This is a genomic window from Acinetobacter sp. 1542444 (assembly GCF_000581835.1).
Taxonomy (GTDB): Bacteria; Pseudomonadota; Gammaproteobacteria; order Pseudomonadales; family Moraxellaceae; genus Acinetobacter; species Acinetobacter pittii.
In genome coordinates this window covers 145,821-165,386 of record NZ_JEYA01000001.1, presented here as the reverse complement: position 1 = coordinate 165,386, position 19,566 = coordinate 145,821, and the positions used below count along the sequence as shown (strand labels likewise).

The window sequence follows — 19,566 nt, the reverse complement described above, 5'->3', positions numbered from 1 at the left end:
TTTTATAAGTATTTACTTAGACTTCAGCTGACCAGTTACGGTACCACGTACGGAATAACTCATACTGAGTTTCAACATATTTACGTTGTGATTCACTCAATGCATCCGTCTCGTTAAAATGTAAGGTATATTCTTTATCGCCGTTAAGTACCATTAAGTACTTGTAATAAAGGACTAAATCAGTACCTTCATCAAAAGAAGATAAAACTTCTAATGCACTTGATAACTCTTGTGCTAAACGACGAGCTTTGGCATCACCTGCTGCAGCTTTCTTACTGAGGTCAACCAACTGTAGCACTTCTTTAGGCAAAGCATTACCAATCCCTGTAATCGCACCCGTTGCATTGCAGTTCACGAAGCCATGAAAAACTTGAGTGTCTACGCCAGCCATTAAGGTAACTGAATCATCTTGTGAAGTAATGAACTCAGCCGCATAACGCATATCGGCAGCACCACCAAATTCTTTAAAACCAATTAAGTTTGGAAACTCACGGCGTAATTCAAAAAATAAATCTGCACGAGTCGCAAATCCATAATACGGACTATTGTAAATCACCGCTGGTAAGCTTGGAGCTGCTTTTAAAATTGCAGAAAAGTGAGCTTTTTGTGCTGTTGGTGAGGCACCGCGTGATAGTACACGTGGAATAACCATAAGCCCTTGTGCACCGACTTTTTCTGCATGAGCTGCATGAGAAACTGCTTCTTTTGAATTAACCGCACCTGTACCAACAATTGTTGGAATGCCATCAGCAACTAGTCGTGCTACACCTTCTTGGCGTTGAGCTTCGGTTAGCAAAGGCCAATCCCCCATAGAACCACAATACACTACCGCACTCATGCCCGCTTCAATCAGCTCATGCCCTTTTTTCACAAGCGCGTCAAAATCTGGCTCACGGTTAGGAGTACATGGGGTCATTAGCGCCGGGATACATCCTGTGAAGATATTACTCATAATTATTCCTCAGTAATACAAATAAAACTCTGGGTAGTCGTACTTTCGAGTTAATCCATCTCAAAAGTTATGGAATGGGATTAATAGCTGTTTAATCATTCTTTATATATCGTATACGATATACAGCAAAAAGAATAGTCCTATCCCTTAAATTCTTTAACTGAGTAAATATTCATATAAATCAAATATTAATTTTATTAATAGAATTTAAAAATTAAATTTTCCTTATATTTTTTTAAAAATAGAACTTAGAAATTTAAAAATTAGTACTGAGAAGAGAAATTAAATCCGAGCTTATAGGCGCTCAATAAACAACCACAGAACATTAGCCATTAGTCGCACGTCCCTATTTTTATTCATTTTTGCTGGTAAAGTGCATTACATGGTTTGATACAACCTACTTAACTCAGATGCATAATTCACCTGTTCTTGCATCTGATGTTTTTCTGCCTCTAGTCCGCTAGGGGCTTTTTTTATTATTGATTTAAAAGCTGATATATTAAATTTCTAGACATAATTAAAGATAAGAAAAATGAATCGAATTTTAAAATTAAGTGTTTTAAGTTGCCCTATTTTATTATTAAGTGGTTGTATTGGTTGTTATAACCCGACAGGCTGTAACCATGATGATTCGCCTTATTTCTATACAACACAAAGCACTCAAGTCAAAGGTGTAACGGTTCCTGTTGGAACAAAACTGGTTTACAAATCTCAAAAGTCAAAACAGAAAGATGAGCAAACTGCACCACTTAAAGAAGAACATATAACAGGAATAAAGCTACCAAAAGACACCGCTATACTTTGGGGAGGAATGCCTACCAATCATCTCCTTCAGTTTGCTAATCCCGAAATGCAAGGATTTACAGCCTACCGAGCACAAGAAGCTCCACCTGTATATTCCAATCAATTTTTAAAACTCTGGAAAGAATGTGATAGTGATTTAGATATCTTGATCAAGAATAAAAATGACTGGAGCTTTAATCCTGCAAATATGAAAATTATTGGATGCGGAATTAACTATCAAGAAAGAGCTTCATACAATACCAACAATCCAAGCCAAGACAAAGTGGATATTTTTCTCATCAAAATTAATCAGGCTTTACAGAAGCTGCCACAACAAAAAGAGTATCCGGTTGTCCATTATTCCCAAAATTAAAGTAAAAAAGCCTGCATTTTCAGCAGGCTCTTTTCTTTAAAATTTGATTTACCAAACTTTAATTACACACATTAACCACAGGTTGCTTGAGTAATTTTCTTAGAAGCAGGATCAATAGTAACTGTAACTCGGTTTGTACGATAATCCATAGTCATTGGTTGACCTGGAGCCACTTTTCGCACAATTTCTGATTTAGTTTTTTGTTTAATTTGATCATCAGTAAGGCCAGATTGACCCACTAATTTTTGAGCTTCTTCTGCTACACAGTTTGCTTGATTATCACGGAATAATTTCCATTCTTCCACGACTTGGCCGTTTGGTAAATGACAATACCCAACCTGACCATTTGCTTCATTTCTAATTTCTAATTTCCCGCCTTGTTCAACACAATATTGACTAGCTGGGTTTGGTGAACCAATTTTTGGTGGAGTTGGATTTTTATGTTGTACAGATAAAAAAGCCGTTAACGAAACAAGCGCTAAACCAAGAAAGATAATTTTTTTCATAAATTTTTGCTTCTTAATAAAAAAACTAAAGATATCAAAAAAATTCATGTTTCATGTGTCTTGTTTACAATAAAAAACTCACTTGGGAGTTCTATTCACCATTTCTTTAATTGATTGGAATTTAAGATTTTCCTTTCTAAAAATAATTATCAAAATATTGCGATCATGGCCTTTCCAAAATTCGTGCTCCAGATCCCTCTTGCCCCAAAACATCTTCAGGATTTCTTAACGGACATTGCTCTAGTGACAAGCAACCGCAGCCAATACACCAGTCCATTTCATCCCGTAACCTCGTTAATTTTTGAATACGATCATCCAGATCTTTTCGCCAATGGCTTGATAACTCCTTCCACTGTTTAGCTGTTAATTTACTCCCCATAGGATATGCGCTAAGAGCCTCTTTAATTTCATTTAAAGGAATTCCAACTCTTTGAGCAACTTTAATAATCGCAATATATCTTAAAACAATTAAGGGAAAACGGCGTTGATTACCATTGGTTCTTATACTTTTTATCAGCCCTTTCGTCTCATAAAAATGTAGGGTCGAGACAGGAACTCCACTCCTTTTTGCAACTTCCCCCACAGTCAAAACTCGACTAGAGTCAGCTTTTTTATTTTCACTTATCATGATTAACCTCAACTTTACTCGAGGTTTATAAGAGAGCCTATTGTTTTTGTCAAATGAAAATCCAAACACCTTAACTACTAAAAGCCACTTTTATGAGCTTATCGCTCTTAACTTTGCTATAAAAGCTGTGAAAATAAATTTGATACGATTATTAATTCAATTAAATTTATAAAATGAGCTGCCGACATTTAAATTTAAGAAATTAATTTTGTAGGGTACATGGGCACCCGCAAACCCAAAACATGTTGTAAACGAAAGGCATTGGTGCTCCTAATGGATAGACCTTAGCTTGCTCGATCTTATAAGTTTTTTTACGTGACTCAATGTGAAGTATATTATCGTAGCGAGCAACTACAATTCCCTTTTTATATAATTTTTTCCGTTCATTCTTTGCATCAAATTTATATACCAAAAAGTAAACTTTTTCTCCTACACTGATCTTTGAATGATTAACCATAATGTAACCATTACAATACTTACATTGCCAATCTTTCATATCTTAAATAATCACACACTTAAATTTAAAAACTCACCGAATTTTATAGTATAGATTTATTAAAGCTACAAATCTAAAGAAATATTTTAATTGAAAAAATAAGGTTTATTTGTGACACACATCACAATAAAACATAAAAAATTTCAAATTATATCTAGAAACATCAATTACTTACCTAGCTATTTTTTAATATTATTATTTTAAAAAATATTAAATTTATCCATATTTTATATTACTATATAGTATTTCGGTTAATAAATTTAAAAGCGCCTATACAAATAATTTTAATATTTAATAATCTAATTATTTCATTATATTCAACTAAACCACAAATAAATTAATAAATAAATTTTAAGATATTTAAATTAATTTCATGTTTAATTGAAAATAATTCAGTTCACATTATACAAAATAAAAATATATAATCATTAGAATTACAATTTAATTTTTTATTATGTCAACTCAACGTTTAAAATTAGAACTCCCATCTGGACATGGTCAATTATTACTTCATTCTTGTTGTGCTCCTTGTTCAGGAGAAGTTATGGAAGCATTAATTGATTCTGGAATTAAATTTTCGATATTTTTTTATAATCCTAATATTCATCCGGTAAAAGAATATCTCATCCGTAAGGAAGAAAATATTCGTTTCGCAGAAAAGCATAATATTCCATTTATCGATGCAGATTATGACACGGATAATTGGTTTGCTCGAGCTAAAGGTATGGAAGATGAACCAGAACGCGGTATTCGTTGTACCATGTGTTTCGATATGCGTTTCGAGCGAACTGCCCTGTATGCACATGAACACGGCTTTAGTCTCATCAGTAGTTCATTAGGAATTTCTCGTTGGAAAAATATGGCTCAAATTAATGATTGCGGAATTCGGGCAGCATCCAATTATCCAGATATTCAATATTGGGATTATAACTGGCGAAAAAATGGTGGCTCTAGTCGAATGATTGAAATCAGTAAGCGAGAGGAATTTTACCAACAGGAATATTGCGGCTGTGTATATTCTTTACGTGATACCAATCGCTGGCGTATGAGTAATGGTCGAGACCGAATTAAACTAGGTGTTAAGTTTTATAGTAATGCCATGGAAGAAGATTAAATCCTATTCTCCTTAAAAAATTAATTCATTCTAAGCTATATTTATTCCTAATAAAAAAAGGCCACATCTGGAGAATGTGGCCAAAAGGTGTACTGTACTGAGCTTTGATATTATTAGAATAATGAAGTTAGCTTAAAATAAGATTAATAAATCTTTTAAATTTAAATTTTTTAAAATTTCATCAAAATATTAAAATCGAATAAATATTTTGCCCTTCTCATTAAAAATAAAATCACTCTAAAATCCAGATATAATTTTGAAAAGTTTAGCTATTTTACTTTTTGATACTGATGGCTAGTCTCTTAATATTTTCCACCATTTCCTCAGGTTGATGTGCAGCATAGCCCAACAGAACTGCTGCTTTTTTCGACTCAAGTTGACAATATCTTGATAGAGGTTGAATCTCCAAATCCAATGCCGAGCAATGAGAAATAAACTCCTGCTCAGTCCATGATGCTTTTAACCAACATATAAGATGAATGCCTGAATCTGTTGGCTGAACATCGAGTACATCTGAAAGGTATTCATTAATAGCGTTAATCAATACTTGTTGACGCTCATCGCATGCTTTTCGAACTTTACGTACATGTCGAGCATAGTGGCCTTGTTGAATGAATAAAGCTAAAGCGACCTGCTCTAAATATGAACTTCGCACGTCAGTATAGTATTTAGCTGCACTAAAGGTTTCAATCAATGCTTCAGGTACAACCATGAACCCTAAACGAAACTCTGGAAACATCATTTTGGTAAAAGTTCCAGAATAAATGACTCTTTGCTGCTGATCTAAACCTTGTAGTGCTTGGATTGGGTGCGTGCCATAGCGAAACTCACTATTATAATCGTCTTCAAAAATCCATTTTTCTTGTTTGTTTGCCCAATCTAATAAAGCAAAACGGCGAGCTAAACTTAAAGTTCCCCCTAAAGGAAACTGATGTGAAGGTGCTGTATAGACCAGTTTGCTTTTGAAATAATGATCTGTAATTTCAGAAATTTGCATTCCCTCCTCATCACTTTCGATCAAATTTACCTGAGCACCAAAACTTCGAAAAATCTTAAAAGCTGCATCATATCCCGGCTCATCCAAACACACTTCATCATTTGCTTGAAGTAAGGCGTAGGCTGTCAAATGAATAGCCTGCTGCGTTCCGTTTACGATAATAATTTGCTCTTCGTTGCAGTTTAGCCCTCGGGTGGAGCGGACATATTCACAAATTGCCTGACGCAAAGGTAGATAGCCACGCGGGTCGTAAAATTGACCAAGCTGATAATACGACTGCCGCCAAGCTTGTGTTAATAACTTGCACCACAGTTGATGAGGAAATAAATCAATACAGCCTACCCCTACATGAAACATCTTTTTCTTTTTACTTAACCATGATTGCTTGCGCCATGAATCCAATAAAGTTTCAAGATTTGGATTAATATTTAAGGAACGATGAGTATTTTTAGACGTTTCTTTTGAATTTTTTTGAACATGTATTAACTGATCTGGCACAACCTCAGCAACATAGGTACCCGAACTTGGTTTGGTAAATAAATATCCCTCATCCAGTAATCGTTCAAGAGCCGCCAATACAGAATTTCTTGAAATTGACATCATCTCTGCCAAAGCACGACTTGAGGGTAATTTTGTTCCGGCAGTCAGCCTTCCATCTAAAATTGCATCACGCAAAGCCGTATATAGTCCATCTTTAATCTGGCCTTTTGGCAAAATTAAATGTGGAAAAGATGCAGAAATCGACGTTGCCATATCAAAACTGGTACTGTGAAAAATATCAAAAGTGTATCTTATAAAAATACCACTATCAAAACTACACTCTAGTTGTCGATTTTTTATTACTTTAAAACAGAGTGTAATTATTATGCAAAATCAAGATCTTCAAATCGTTCCTGTTCAGCAGCAAGATTATTCACAATGGGAAAAGTATTGGCTTGCTTACCAAAATTTTTATCAAGTGAATTTACTCCATCATGTCACAAAAGTAACATGGGAACGTTTCTTCGATGAGAATGAACCTATGTACTGTGTCGTTGCTAAACAAGGTGAGCAGGTTTTAGGAATTGTGCACTATGTTATTCATCGTTCAACGTGGGCAGAAAATAATTACTGTTATCTAGAAGACCTGTATGTTTCACCTGAAGTTCGTGGACAGCATATTGGTAAGCAACTCATTGAATATGTGCAGAAGCAAGCAATCAAACACAACTGTGACCGTTTATATTGGCATACTCAAGAAACCAATGTAACAGCGCAAAAGCTTTATGACTGGATTGCACAAAAACCAGGAATTATTCAATATCGTATGCCTTTGAACTAAAAAAGTGAAAACACCAAAAGCTGGAGTGCTTTTGGTTTTTAAATTTTAGTACGAATACGCTGAATCACTTTGTCATTAATAGTTGAGCATTGATTAAACACAGCAAAACGCTTGAGCTCTTGTTCTAGTTCGAAGAAGAAGAGCTCCTTATTTTTTACTGTTTTTTCTATATGCAGGCTAATCACTTCTAACTCTTTGATAGAGCGATGTGCTTTACAATCTAGTCGGCCGACTAACTCGTCTTGATATAGAATCGGCAAACAAAAATAACCATATACACGTTTGGCCGCTGGTACATAGCATTCAATCCTATAATCAAATTCAAATAAAGAAGCTAAACGGTCACGATGAATAAGCGAGTTATCAAAAGGCGAAAGTATTTTTAAACCAAAATCAGTACTAACCTTTTGTTCTATTGCAGCAACATCAACATATACAGTTTGACCTTTCTCAAGTTTAATTGCTGATACAACACCTGCGTCAATTTGCTCCTTCAGAACGACACGCATAGTTTCTTTTAAATTATTTTTCTTTAGATGAACTAATTGTTTCCATGTAAATGCACCATGTGCTCGAAGCGTATTATTAAACAAATACTGCGCATATTCATCAAGCGTAGGCATACTTAAATCAATATTTCCAGGCAAGCAGCGCTCGGTCAAATCAAAGACCTTTTCCATTCCGTTACGCTCACAGATCATCAGGTCACCCCGCATATATAACTGCTCAAAAGCACGGCGGCCTGGTCCGGTATTCCACCAGTTTCCCAAACTCTTTTTATTATTCTTATCAATATCACGTAGACGAATTTTTCCTTCAGCACGAACACGGGCCAAAATTTCATTCATAAGGTGTTGATCACCTCTATTGAAATAACGGCTTTCTCCGTTCCTGACAGACATCATGGCAGGCAATGCATAGCGATAATCTTTCATAGGAAGATACGATGCGGCATGATACCAATATTCAAAAATCTGCCGCTCACCAACCAAACTATTGAGATGACTTAGCTCATAATCAGGCACTCGGCTCCACAATATATGGTGATGAGCTCGCTCTACAACCGATATGGTATCAATCTGCACATATCCTAAATGCTCAATAGCCTGTAAAGTTCCATCCATGCCTTTTGAAAATCGACTGGTTTTCCCTAAGCCTTGATTAAATAAAGTGAGCTGTTTCAAAGAAGAAGTCATAGAAATCAAATATTGTTGTATTCATTTAGAAGCGGAAATTTTCAGTTCTATCGTATCACTATTTCCTCATTTGCTTGTGATTATAGGAGCAGCAATTCTTAAAAAAGAATCTTGACTAATTCAACGTTTTACAGACTTACTTTAAAATAACTTTTGGGATTCAATCTAATTACTAAAATAACAACTAATATCACGCTGACTAAATGAAAAAGCCATCCTGCTTTGTAAGCTCCCGTAAGATCATGCAAAATTGCAATAATCCACGGCGGGATTGCTGCCAGTAAAAAACCGCCACCCTGCATCAGTGCAGATAAAGCACCTGCATGAATGGGTTCATCAAAATGGTCTAATGCAACGATAAGCGTTAACGCAAAACATCCTCCCAAACCCACGCCCAAACAAATTGCCCAAAGCATAGAGGCAAAATCAGGGATAAAAGCCATTCCAGAGAACCCGACTAGTTGCATTGCTAACGTAAACCATAACCATGGACGTCGGTCTTTATATTTCCTAGCTAAAACAGGCAAAATGAGCGCTGAAGCTGCTTGGCTCAAGGCCAGCAAAGCGACTAATTTTCCACTTTGTGCTGCACTCCAACCCTGATCTTGAAAAGAAGGTGCTAACCACGCTACCACTGACGAGTAGCCACCATTTACAAGTCCAAAGCACATCATTAATAACCATGTTCGAGGTTGATTTAATAACTTGCGTACAGGCGCATGATGAATGGATGAGCCAACTTTTGTTGGTAAAAAGACAAGCGCCAATATAAATGCAAATAAAGCTGGAACTGCAAAAAAAGCCAGTCCAACAAACCATAAACCCGTTATATTTGAAACTACAGGCGCTAACCATGCTCCTAAGGCACCACCGCCCATAAGCATGGCTGAGTAAAGCCCCATCATCGGACCAATATATTGGCTAAATTCTCTTTTGATCATGCCGGGAAATGCCGCTTGTATCATCGCAACTCCGAATCCAATTACTATTGCACTAAGAATTAATCCTTCGGATGTAGGCAATAAAAATCGGACAGCACATCCTCCACAAATGGCCAGCAATGCACCAAGAATAGCATTTCGTTCACCGATCAAGTTTTGCAATATTGGGCCAACAAATGCAATGAGTCCCATAAGCATCATCGGTAGCAAAGTGAGTAGTGCTACCCCTTGTAAGCTTAAACCAGTGGCTGTTCGAATATTGGCAATCAATGGTCCAATACTTGTGATAAATGGTCTTAAATTAAGCCCAACCAAAGCCACAGTTACAATGAGCATCGACTGAGTCAAAAAAGCTCCAGACTGCTTCATTATTCTGAGCCTGAATGATTGGCTTGATAACTCTTCCAATGCGCATAAAGATCAGTGCGGTTTTCAACTCTGATCGGTATATATTGAATTTTCATTGATTGCTCAGCAAAGGGCTTGGCAAGCTCAATATATATTTCGGCCGTAGACAAACCAAATGGTGTTCCGTCTTCATTAGAATATGCATAGCTCACCGACTTTATACCGGCTAAACGCATTGCAGCCATACACATTGGGCATGGATGACCACTTGCATACACAGAACAACCTTCTAAATTGGCAGTTCCTAAAACTTGGCTGGCTGCACGAATCGCCAGTAATTCGGCATGTGCAGTGGGATCGTTGGTTGTCAGAATCTGATTTACACCTGAAGCAATAATTTCTCCATTCTTTACAACTACTGCTCCAAATGGTCTGCCACCTTTTTCAATATTGTTATAGGCAAGCTCAATCGCCTTACGTAAAAACTGTTCACCTTTTTCCATCACATACTCTCACTTTCTATTTTGCACCAGCTGCAAGAAGTCTTTTTTCAATTTCACGGTATCCTCGTGACCGCGCATGGTGTAAGGGAGTTATGCCGTCTTTATCAGCCAAGTTCGGATCAGCACCTGCCTTTAATAAAAGCTCTACAATGTGTTGATATTTAGGTTCTCCATTTCCCAAAATGATGGCCTCAAGTAATGCCGTCCACCCCAAATTATTGACATGATTAATATCTACCCCAGCCGCAATTAATGTACGAACTGTTTCAACATGGCCTCGTTCCGCTGCAGGAATTAGCGCCGTTCCACCGTAACGGTTAATACTTTTTAAATCGGCACCATGCATGAGTGTCATTCTTAGAATTTTTAAATATCCCTGTGCACCAGCATATAAATATGGACTGTCTTGAATATTGTCTTTTGCATTTACATCGGCACCAGCCTCTATCAGCATATGAGCAGCATGTACATTATTTGCTCTTGTAGCGACCATCAAAGCAGTCGAACCAGTTTCATCTCGCTCATCAATTAAAGCTTTTTGAGATAAAATTTGTTTGATAGATTGTGTGTCATTATTTATCACTGCTTGATGTAAAGGATACTCACCCATTGCATTCGTCATATTTGTAAAACCCAAAGCCCCTACCGCGACGATCAGATTCATCCATATTAGTGACTTACGCATGGTGGTCTCCTAATAAAAACTTATGGCAAAACATTTTGCAATTAGAATAAGCTTCACCAAAAGTATTTGGAAATTAAATTATTTAATCGATAGTATTAAGATTATAAATACTTATCTTATCGGCTTTTGAGTATGGCGGTCCCTAATATGTTTGATCCTCGCCTTTTACGTGCTTTCGTCACTATTTTTGAAACTGGCGGTTTTACCGCAGCTGCCGATCGATTACACCTGACTCAATCAACAGTTAGTCAGCAGTTAGCACGACTTGAAGAATCTGTCGGTCATGCCCTTATAGATCGGACAGCAAGACCTTTCAAATTGACGGCATCTGGAGAATATCTAATTGGTTATGCGCAAAGGATTTTGACTCTCCAACAGGAAGCTGAGGCCCTACTTAAAGATCCGGCAGGAAGTATTCCCATTCGTATTGGTTTACCAGAAGATATGATGAGTCCTGCAATGGCTGAAGTTTTCGGTATATTTGCCAAAGAGCATCGTTCCATTCGTTTAGATGTAACCTCTGGCTTAAGTCGGAACCTAACAGAACGTTATCGGAATGGTGAGTTCGATATTATTATTGTCAAAGAACCTGCTGCTAGTGCTGATCACCACGCTACATTCCCAGAAGAAATGGCATGGTTTGAAAGTTCAAATTCAACAACTGAATGGTCTGATCCCATGAGTTTAGTGACCTTTCCTCAAGGCGGTCTTTATCGGGACGAAATGTTCGCAACCTTAGAGCGCGAACGGCGACGTTGGTATATTGCCTTTACGGGTAGTAGCCTAGAAAGCGTGTTAGTCAGTGTTGAAACAGGATTAGGATTATCTTTATTGCCTGTAGCTACGACCAATGGACGGAGAGTACGTCGATATGATTCATTAGGAGCTGTACCTCCTATGGCCGTTTCAATTTACACATGGGAAAAAGCTGGGATAATTTCCCAGCTTGTAGATAAAATGACGTCTGTTTTACAAGAACGTTTTCAATCCTCAATCAATATTTAACTTATATCATTCGAACTTTCAGCAATCAGTTTTTCTGCCATTTCTTGAGTTTTTCTTAAGCCTGGCATACGGAACTCGGTATGCCCATAATCTTGGATAGATTTCCAACGTCCACCCCAAGTTAAACCAACCGATTCGGCGACTTGACCATATAATCGATAGCCTTGCATTGCCCACGGATCTCGCTCAGAAATAACCACTTTTCCATTTCGCTTAAATGCTACATCAGCTGCTAAACCAAATTGGTGATAGCTTTGATACCCCCTTGCTCTAGTCGTATTTGGATTGCCCGCCAACATGTTCTGACGTGCTGGGCTACGATAGCCTTCTAATAGAACCAACTCATAACCATACTGTTCTTTCATGATTTTAAAGACCATGAGTAAACGCTGTTTATAGCGTGGGTTCATTTTGTCCCATTTACGATCAACTAAATTTGTGTCCAGAATAGCTCGACCATCGAAACTGGCGTTATCAATCGGTGAAGAATTAATAGCTCCACTATTTTGAGACGAATATTGCTGCTCTAACTGCGTCGCCTCAACAATTGCGGCTTCAATTAGGCTTTCATCTACTTCTGGCGGTGGCGATAATATTTCACCATTTAAAAGTGCATAAATTTGAGGATCTGTTTTTTTCAGATATTCAGCTTCAATTCGGGTTGAACTAATCGGACGAGTAAAAGCAAAAACTAATATACTGGCAAACAAGAAAAAGCCTGCAATTACAATCCACCATTGCTGTAAATGCCAATGAGATTGTAATTTTTCAGGAGCAGCTGCCTGATTCATGGTTTGAGCAAATTGTTTAACCTGATTAAGCTGTTTACGCCCTTGGGGCAGTAATGACAAAACAAAATCTTTGCTTCTACTCCTGAGTTCATAAGACATTAAAAACGCTAAGCCAATTGCCAAACATGTAAAGCAAAAGAAAATGAGAAAGATCATCATCAGTTCATTAATTCACGGCAAAAGGACTTCGTGTAATTTTAATATCTACCGATGCCTTAGGTGGCTCAACCTCAGGTTCTGGTTCGGCTGGAGCTTTACTCTCAACTACGGGTTTAGCTTGCACCACTTGTTGCTGCTGCGGCTTACTCACAGGTTTTTGCTGAGTTGGCTGTATTTTAGGTTGAGTCGCTTTAGCTGTACCTGTCTGCAGTTGAGGCACAATCTGAACTTTCTTTTCACCTGTTAGCTGCTCATCAAACGGCGAAACTCGTTGTTCATTCGTAGCAACAGCTTTATGTGGAGCAGGTTTAAAAATATTGCTTAACTCATTATCTTTTGGCTGTTCAAAGCCATCACGGCTCATTGAGTCCGTCTCATTATCTTGACTTACAACAACCTGATTTTGTTCATCTGAAGAATGTACAGCATCTTGATTTAAAATTTGCTCTTCCGTTGATTTACTCTCAATTGCTGCTGAATCTGGCGAATTCGGTTGAGACAAGAACAGGAATAGCGAGATGCTGACAAACACCCCTGCAATCACACCAATCACAATATAAAGTACTGGTGATTTCGGCTTTTTTTTATTCGATTGTAAAACTCGAATAGAAGTTGGTTTTTCCTGAGCCATTTCGTTCCATCATCAAGGTAAATAAATTGTAATATGTGCTTGCTCTTGAGGAGCAGAAATCACATTTTGATAGTTAGATAATGCTTTATCATTTTGATTGTTCAGCATAAATCTTAAACCCGCAAAGGTAAGTAATGCAAAAATCAATAAAAAGATCAAAATCCAAAAGAAAGGTACTTCGCGATGAATAATATTTCGTATTTGATCGGGAATTGCCGAGAATGGCGAAAACGCAACTTTTTTCCCTTTTAAATAGTCAATTTCATCACCCACTCTTGATACTAGGTGGTTGAGACTTTCAATAGATTCAATTCGGTACTTACCCTGAAAACCGAGCAAAAGGCAGTAATGAAATACTTCTAAAGCGGGTAGACGTTCTTTTCCACGACTACGTAATTGTTCCAATATTTCAAAGAAACGGTACCCGGCTAACTGAGAACCAAACAAGCTCAATTGCAATGGGCTAATTAACCAAGCATTTTGCAAATTAAAATAGCTTGGGTCTTGTTGCGTTACGATAGTTTCATCAATCAAAGCACAAAATGCATATTTAGCATCATGAATGTCATCAGCTGAAAATTGTAACTTTTTAGCTTGTTGCTCAAATTGATTGAGTAAATTTAAAATTTTTTCACGAAACTGTTGAGCATCTGCCGGCACATACTGATTTCGAATCAAAAAAACCAAATAAAAGCCATCATGCAATAAATCAATAAGATTGATTGCCTGTAGTTTTGCCTGAGACTGGCTATTATTGTTCCCACCCATTCCAATTTGCCCATCGTCAAATAAAGAAGGAGCACCTGTGGATTGTGACATTTTTCTCTCCTTTACCCTTAAGCGTTCATAACCGCAATCAGTTCAATACTGATATCTTGGAAGCCAGCCGGAACATAAATACAAATCGTCTCTGAATCTAACATGCGTTGGTATAATTCATGATGGGGTTCAACTTCAAAATAGCTCACACCAGAACGTACAGGGATCGCTGTTGGAACCTGAATCAAATGATGTAATGGAATTGCAGGAAATGCAGCAACTACACGTTGCTCTACATCCAAAGTGCTACCAATCTTGAATCGTAAAGGTACGATCTGGATCAACTCATGGGTCTGCATTGCGCTACTTGATACTGCAATATAAAGTCGAGTATCTCGAGTAATCTTATCGGTCTCAAGACTTCCCACCCAATATGAAGGGCGGATTTCTTTAAGTGCAATACTGATGTAACGACTCGAAATAATCGTATCGAGTAAATCACGTAGAATCGTGTCTAACTGCGAAAAACTTTCTTGTAAATTATGGTGTTTATAGGCAGGCAACTGGTCGACATCATACGCCGTCGAGAAGGTTAATAAAGAACCTGCTAAACGTAACAATTCGAAGAACAAACGTTCTGGATGGATTTGTGGATATTGCACAAAATGATTCAGGCCAGCATGAGCTGTGTTTAAGGCATTTACTAACCAGAATGAAACGATATCACCTGAACGGAATTCAATTAACTTCTGTTCATTTTCTCGGTTATTGGTTTGAATCGTCTTAATTTTTGCCTTAATCACATTCAGTGTTCTTTTTAAATTTGAAATGAGTGATTCAGAGGCATCCACGTGTAAAATTGGCGGAATAAACTTCCGATCAATTTCAAAAGCGCCAGAGCTTTGTCGCTTAATCTTTCCAATCGGCAGATATAAGAAACCATCTAGATTGTGGTCTGGATTACTATGTACATCTAATAATTTAAAAACAGCACGTCGGCGTAGCAAACTAATATCTGCTTCTGTAGCATTAGTAAACAAATCATGCGTTTCAACAAGGTGAGATTGATATCTACCCTTTTGCGCTTGGTTTTGATCAATTAGATTTTGCTTATTTGCTTGTAAAAGCGGCAATGCTAAATAGATTAGCATCTCACCACGTAAATTAAGATCGTCTAATAAAATTGGTTCAGGCAATAAATCATATGCCGGTGCCTGATAAATTTCACCGTCTTGCCAGATCATCTCTACAGACTCAAGAGCAAGAATATGCGTGCTCAACTGAGCCTCATCGAAACTCAATTTTTGAATACCATACGAAAAAGGTACAACTGCGCGAACCGTATGATTTAGGCGTTGCTCATGATACGTATCTTGAATTTGGAAATGTTGAGGTCTTAAAAATAAACCTTCGCCCCACAGGACTTTTTCAGCTTTAAACATATGTCTTTACCAATCTTTATTCATATTCATTTTTAGGCTGCACACCTAACATTTCCTGAACCATTTGTAATGGATGCTCATCTTTGATGACTTGCGCTAACCATTCATGTAATGGCATTTGACTCCATTTAATTGTTTTTTGAAGCATATAGCTCACAGGGCTATGAGGTTCATTTGCTTGGAAGTAATCTGCGATTTCTTGCAATACTTTCATTGCTTGCTCACGGTTAGCCAAGTGCGTTTGTGCTTGAGGCTGAAAAGCTGGCTGATCTGAAACAACTTGTACAGGCACTTGATTTTCCATAGATGAATTCGTGATAACAGTAGCTTGTTCTTGGATTGGCGCAAGCCCTGTACCAAAAGCTTCTGCTTTATAAATCTTACGTAATGTGCTGTGAATAGTCTCAAATGCCGAATCAATAGCAGCAAAACTCGGCGAATCTAATCCCATTAAATGATCAAGAGTCTGTTTTAAAACATCCCACTCGGTTAAGACTGAACTAAAATCTTGATAATTAGAGTATTGAAAAGTTTTAGAAGTATTAAAAATGGCTTGGTCGAATTGTTCTAATTCAGATGGTCCTGACTGGCTGTCATACTCTTCAGTTTGTTTACGGCGAACATTTTCGTGATATAGAAAATTATCGTAATCAAGCAAATTATAATAAGGAGCTGTATTGGTTAAAGAAACTTTCTTTAACAACATCGGAAGCTGATTAATTAAACCCTGTAGTAAACCAATGCGTTGATCTAAGTCATCATCTTCAATAACAGGGTGAATTTCCTGCCAGTATTGATTCAGCATGGTATGGCTTAAAGTTAAACCTTTAGCCATACCTTCAAAACCATAAAGATGAGTCCAAGCCTCTAAGAGCCAAGTTAATAGACGAATATCTTTCGTTTTATCTTTTAGCAAAACACTCGTGTTCTTTGCTACAAAGTCCCAATCGGCTTGTTTGCGCTCAGCAACCCAATCACCTTGATCTAGTAATAGATCATCTTGTGTCTTCGCTTTTTTAATTTCATGAAATTCATTAGAAAACGAAAAGTCATCACCACAAGGCAAATTATCACTAATGGGTTCGAGTAGTTCAGAAATATCAATATTCATCTAATTTTAGCTCTATTCAATTTTAAACTTCTGACTTCAATTTTTTACTAGTCCTTTTTTTAGCAGCTTTTACAACTGGGTCTAGTACATATTGAATTTCGTCATCTTTAGCATCAATCATGATAATTTTTGGCAACTTTTGCTCTGCTAAAGCCACCAAAATTTCTGTAGCCAATGCAGGTAACACCGTAGAATTTAAAATATTATCAACATTACGTGCACCACTATCGACTTCTGTACAACGGCTTAAGAGGAGCTCTACCAAATCATCAGAATACTGGACTTGTGTTCCGTATTGTTTCTCAATTCTTGCTGTGATTTTGCCTAACTTATGCTTAATGATTCGTACAAGTAGATCATCATGCAGTGGGAAATAAGGTACAACTCTCATTCGGCCTAAAAATGCAGGCTTAAATTGTTTATATAAACTTGGTTTTAAGTGCTCAATCAACTCTTCAGCTGTAGGCCACTCTTCTACAGGTCTATTTAAGCAAGCCTGCATAATGGCACTTGAACCAGCATTTGAAGTTAACAAAATAGTCGTGTTTTTAAAATCAATTACTCGTCCTTCACCATCTTCTAAAGTACCTTTATCGAATACTTGATAGAACAGTTCTTGAACATCGCTATGAGCTTTTTCAATTTCATCAAGCAACACAACACTATAAGGGTTGCGGCGAACAGCTTCTGTTAAAACACCACCTTGACCATATCCCACATATCCAGGAGGTGCACCTTTAAGCGAAGATACAGTATGTGCTTCTTGATATTCAGACATATTGATGGTGATTAAATGCTGCTCACCGCCATATAATTCATTTGCCAAAGTTAATGCAGTTTCAGTTTTACCAACACCACTTGGGCCCACCAAAAGAAATACACCTTGTGGCTTATTCGGATCTTCAAGTCTTGCTTTTGAAGTTTTAATACCCTGAACTAGTTGTGTAAGTGCATAATCTTGCCCCATTACACGCTCGCCCAATTTATCTTCAAGCGTTAATATCTGTTTAATTTCATCATTAACCATTTTTCCAACAGGAATTCCGGTCCAATCAGAAATAATTTCATTAATAATTTGAGAATTTACTCTTTCAAATACTAATGGTTGCTGGCCTTGAATTTCAGCAAGATCTTTACGCAGTAGATTAATCTGATCATAAGCTTCAGATTCATTAGAATGATTCTGTGCTTCTAATTCCTGAATTTTATGAACAAGTTCTAATTCTTTTTTCCACTGCTCTTCAGTTTCATGAATCTCTTTTTGCAAAGATTCTAAATTAGCTTTTAAAGTTTCTAATCGTTCATGATGAATTGGAATCTGACGATGTTCATTTTCTAAAATTTGCTGTTCAAGCTTTAAGTTATGCTCTTGAGCCATTAACTGATCAAGCTTTACAGGTTGGGCATTTTGGGTCAACGCAACACGTGCTGCTGCCGTATCAAGAACACTAACTGCTTTATCCGGAAGTTGACGACCACTAATATATCGATGTGAAGAGTGAACTGCTGTAACAATCGCCTCATCATCAATTTGTAATTTAAAATGCTGCTGCATGACAGGAATCATCGCACGCAACATATCTACCGCAACTTCTTCGGTTGGCTCTTCTACTTTTACAACCTGAAAACGTCGGCTCAATGCAGCATCTTTTTCAAAATATTGTTTATATTCTGCCCAAGTTGTCGCAGCAATAGTACGCAGCTCACCACGTGCAAGTGCTGGTTTTAAAAGATTTGCAGCATCATTTTGCCCAGCTTGTCCACCTGCACCAATTAAGGTATGCGCTTCATCAATAAATAAGATAATAGGATGAACCGAGGCTTGAACCTCTTGAATCACTTGCTTCAAACGATTTTCAAATTCGCCTTTAACACTTGCACCTGCCTGTAAAAGTCCCATATCTAATACATGTAAATGGACATTCTTAAGGGCATTTGGTACTAAACCTTGAGCAATTTTTAAAGCTAAACCTTCGACCACAGCTGTTTTACCAACCCCTGGCTCTCCAGTTAAGATTGGGTTGTTTTGGCGTCTACGCATTAAAATATCGAGCATTAGGCGAATTTCATATTCACGCCCAATAACTGGATCTATACCGCCTTTTTTCGCTTTTTCAGTGAGATTAATCGTATATTGATCAAGTGCTGGTGTTTTAGCAGTTTTAGTATTTGCTACAGTCGCGTCTGTTGCTTCAGCTTTACCAGAAGGTGTTTTTGTTTCATCTTGTTGTTCAACACTCTTCTCACAAATTTCACGAAACTTATGTTTCATTGAATCAATTGGTAAGAGATCAAATAAACTCGAAGCACGAGTCGCAATTTGATATAAATCAGGTGCAGTTAATAACGCAACTAATAAATGACCACTACGAATAACCGGATTTTGCTCAGCCGAAGCCAATAACCATGCTTGTTCAAACAAACGAACAATAGATTTAGCAAAAATAGGAGTTCGGGTATTACCTTTTGGTAATTGAGAAATTGTTTCTTTTAAATCATCAGCTAAAGCTTCAGATGAAATTTTATATTTTTTTAATAAAATTTTTAAATCATTCTCTAAAGATTGATTAAGTAATTCTAAAAAAAGATGCTCAATTTCAATTTCGTAATTTTGTTGAATAACACAAGCATTAGCCGATTTTTCTAAAGCAGTTCGTGCAACTGTAGAAAGTTTTGTAATTAAAATTTTTAAATTACTCATCATTACTCTCAATATTTTTAAATAATTTAATGCTTAAAATCATAATGCCTGTATATTAACAAAATTCAGCTTTATCAGACAAACTACTCATCATTTCAAGCGTTAATATGTTTTAGTAGATATT

Annotated in this window: 19 protein-coding genes; 4 read left to right on the top strand and 15 right to left on the bottom strand. The window is 37.0% G+C overall.

Annotation, left to right across the window (positions count from 1 at the left end):
* Positions 1–16: 16 nt before the first annotated feature.
* On the bottom strand, positions 17–952 hold the full coding sequence (locus J580_RS05250; protein ID WP_032003338.1) for a dihydrodipicolinate synthase family protein: 936 nt from the start codon (positions 950–952) through the stop codon (positions 17–19).
* 532 nt (positions 953–1,484) lie between these two features.
* Here J580_RS05250 and J580_RS05245 point away from each other — a divergent pair.
* Positions 1,485–2,108: a hypothetical protein gene (locus tag J580_RS05245; RefSeq protein ID WP_032003336.1), complete on the top strand. Its 624-nt coding sequence runs from the start codon at positions 1,485–1,487 to the stop codon at positions 2,106–2,108.
* Positions 2,109–2,179: 71 nt separating this feature from the next.
* Here J580_RS05245 and J580_RS05240 read toward each other — a convergent pair whose 3' ends face one another.
* The 3 genes from J580_RS05240 to J580_RS0103875 form a co-directional block, all read right to left on the bottom strand.
* Positions 2,180–2,614, bottom strand: coding sequence for an I78 family peptidase inhibitor (locus tag J580_RS05240; protein ID WP_032003335.1), 435 nt, complete (start codon positions 2,612–2,614; stop codon positions 2,180–2,182).
* A 163-nt stretch (positions 2,615–2,777) separates the two neighbouring features.
* On the bottom strand, positions 2,778–3,242 hold the full coding sequence (soxR, locus tag J580_RS05235) for a redox-sensitive transcriptional activator SoxR (protein ID WP_032003334.1): 465 nt from the start codon (positions 3,240–3,242) through the stop codon (positions 2,778–2,780).
* 202 nt (positions 3,243–3,444) lie between these two features.
* Entirely contained in the window at positions 3,445–3,738 is a 294-nt protein-coding gene (locus tag J580_RS0103875; RefSeq protein WP_005070027.1) for a hypothetical protein, read from the bottom strand.
* A gap of 454 nt (positions 3,739–4,192) precedes the next feature.
* Here J580_RS0103875 and J580_RS05230 point away from each other — a divergent pair, with 454 nt between their 5' ends.
* Complete coding sequence (locus tag J580_RS05230) at positions 4,193–4,852, top strand: epoxyqueuosine reductase QueH (protein WP_068791266.1); 660 nt, start codon at positions 4,193–4,195, stop codon at positions 4,850–4,852.
* Positions 4,853–5,126: 274 nt separating this feature from the next.
* Here the strand turns inward: J580_RS05230 and J580_RS05225 are convergent, their stop codons facing one another.
* On the bottom strand, positions 5,127–6,602 hold the full coding sequence (locus J580_RS05225) for a PLP-dependent aminotransferase family protein (protein WP_032003333.1): 1,476 nt from the start codon (positions 6,600–6,602) through the stop codon (positions 5,127–5,129).
* Positions 6,603–6,714: 112 nt separating this feature from the next.
* Between J580_RS05225 and J580_RS05220 the strand changes: the two genes are divergently transcribed.
* Positions 6,715–7,170, top strand: a complete 456-nt coding sequence (locus J580_RS05220) for a GNAT family N-acetyltransferase (RefSeq protein WP_032003332.1) — start codon at positions 6,715–6,717, stop codon at positions 7,168–7,170.
* Between the two features lie 38 nt (positions 7,171–7,208).
* Here the strand turns inward: J580_RS05220 and J580_RS05215 are convergent, their stop codons facing one another.
* The 4 genes from J580_RS05215 to J580_RS05200 form a co-directional block, all read right to left on the bottom strand.
* Positions 7,209–8,366 (bottom strand): winged helix-turn-helix domain-containing protein, encoded by a 1,158-nt coding sequence (locus tag J580_RS05215; protein WP_032003331.1) that lies wholly within the window; start codon positions 8,364–8,366, stop codon positions 7,209–7,211.
* 128 nt (positions 8,367–8,494) lie between these two features.
* The gene (locus J580_RS05210; RefSeq protein WP_032003330.1) at positions 8,495–9,676 is read right to left on the bottom strand and encodes a cyanate transporter; all 1,182 of its coding nucleotides are present in this window, start codon (positions 9,674–9,676) and stop codon (positions 8,495–8,497) included.
* Positions 9,676–10,158 carry a nucleoside deaminase gene (locus J580_RS05205; RefSeq protein WP_032003329.1) on the bottom strand — a complete coding sequence of 161 codons (483 nt, stop codon included), beginning with the start codon at positions 10,156–10,158 and terminating at the stop codon, positions 9,676–9,678. Before J580_RS05205 ends, J580_RS05210 begins: the two co-directional genes overlap by 1 nt.
* Before the next feature lie 16 nt (positions 10,159–10,174).
* Positions 10,175–10,843 (bottom strand): ankyrin repeat domain-containing protein, encoded by a 669-nt coding sequence (locus J580_RS05200; protein WP_032003328.1) that lies wholly within the window; start codon positions 10,841–10,843, stop codon positions 10,175–10,177.
* A 147-nt stretch (positions 10,844–10,990) separates the two neighbouring features.
* On the opposite strand from J580_RS05200, the gene J580_RS05195 reads away from it, so the two are divergent.
* On the top strand, positions 10,991–11,848 hold the full coding sequence (locus J580_RS05195) for a LysR family transcriptional regulator (protein ID WP_032003327.1): 858 nt from the start codon (positions 10,991–10,993) through the stop codon (positions 11,846–11,848).
* On the opposite strand, the gene J580_RS05190 is transcribed toward J580_RS05195, so the two are convergent.
* The 6 genes from J580_RS05190 to tssH are packed head-to-tail and all read right to left on the bottom strand — an operon-like array spanning position 11,845 to position 19,445.
* Positions 11,845–12,798 (bottom strand): M15 family metallopeptidase, encoded by a 954-nt coding sequence (locus J580_RS05190; protein WP_032003326.1) that lies wholly within the window; start codon positions 12,796–12,798, stop codon positions 11,845–11,847. The two genes, J580_RS05195 and J580_RS05190, sit on opposite strands and share 4 nt — an antisense overlap.
* 7 nt (positions 12,799–12,805) lie before the next feature.
* Positions 12,806–13,429, bottom strand: coding sequence for a hypothetical protein (locus J580_RS05185; RefSeq protein WP_032003325.1), 624 nt, complete (start codon positions 13,427–13,429; stop codon positions 12,806–12,808).
* Between the two features lie 12 nt (positions 13,430–13,441).
* Entirely contained in the window at positions 13,442–14,248 is an 807-nt protein-coding gene (gene icmH / locus J580_RS05180; RefSeq protein ID WP_032003324.1) for a type IVB secretion system protein IcmH/DotU, read from the bottom strand.
* Between the two features lie 17 nt (positions 14,249–14,265).
* Complete coding sequence (tssK, locus tag J580_RS05175; RefSeq protein WP_032003323.1) at positions 14,266–15,630, bottom strand: type VI secretion system baseplate subunit TssK; 1,365 nt, start codon at positions 15,628–15,630, stop codon at positions 14,266–14,268.
* A 16-nt stretch (positions 15,631–15,646) separates the two neighbouring features.
* Positions 15,647–16,741 carry a type VI secretion system protein TssA gene (gene tssA, locus J580_RS05170; protein ID WP_032003322.1) on the bottom strand — a complete coding sequence of 365 codons (1,095 nt, stop codon included), beginning with the start codon at positions 16,739–16,741 and terminating at the stop codon, positions 15,647–15,649.
* Between the two features lie 22 nt (positions 16,742–16,763).
* Positions 16,764–19,445 (bottom strand): type VI secretion system ATPase TssH, encoded by a 2,682-nt coding sequence (gene tssH, locus J580_RS05165; protein ID WP_081403541.1) that lies wholly within the window; start codon positions 19,443–19,445, stop codon positions 16,764–16,766.
* Between the last annotated feature and the right edge of the window lie 121 nt (positions 19,446–19,566).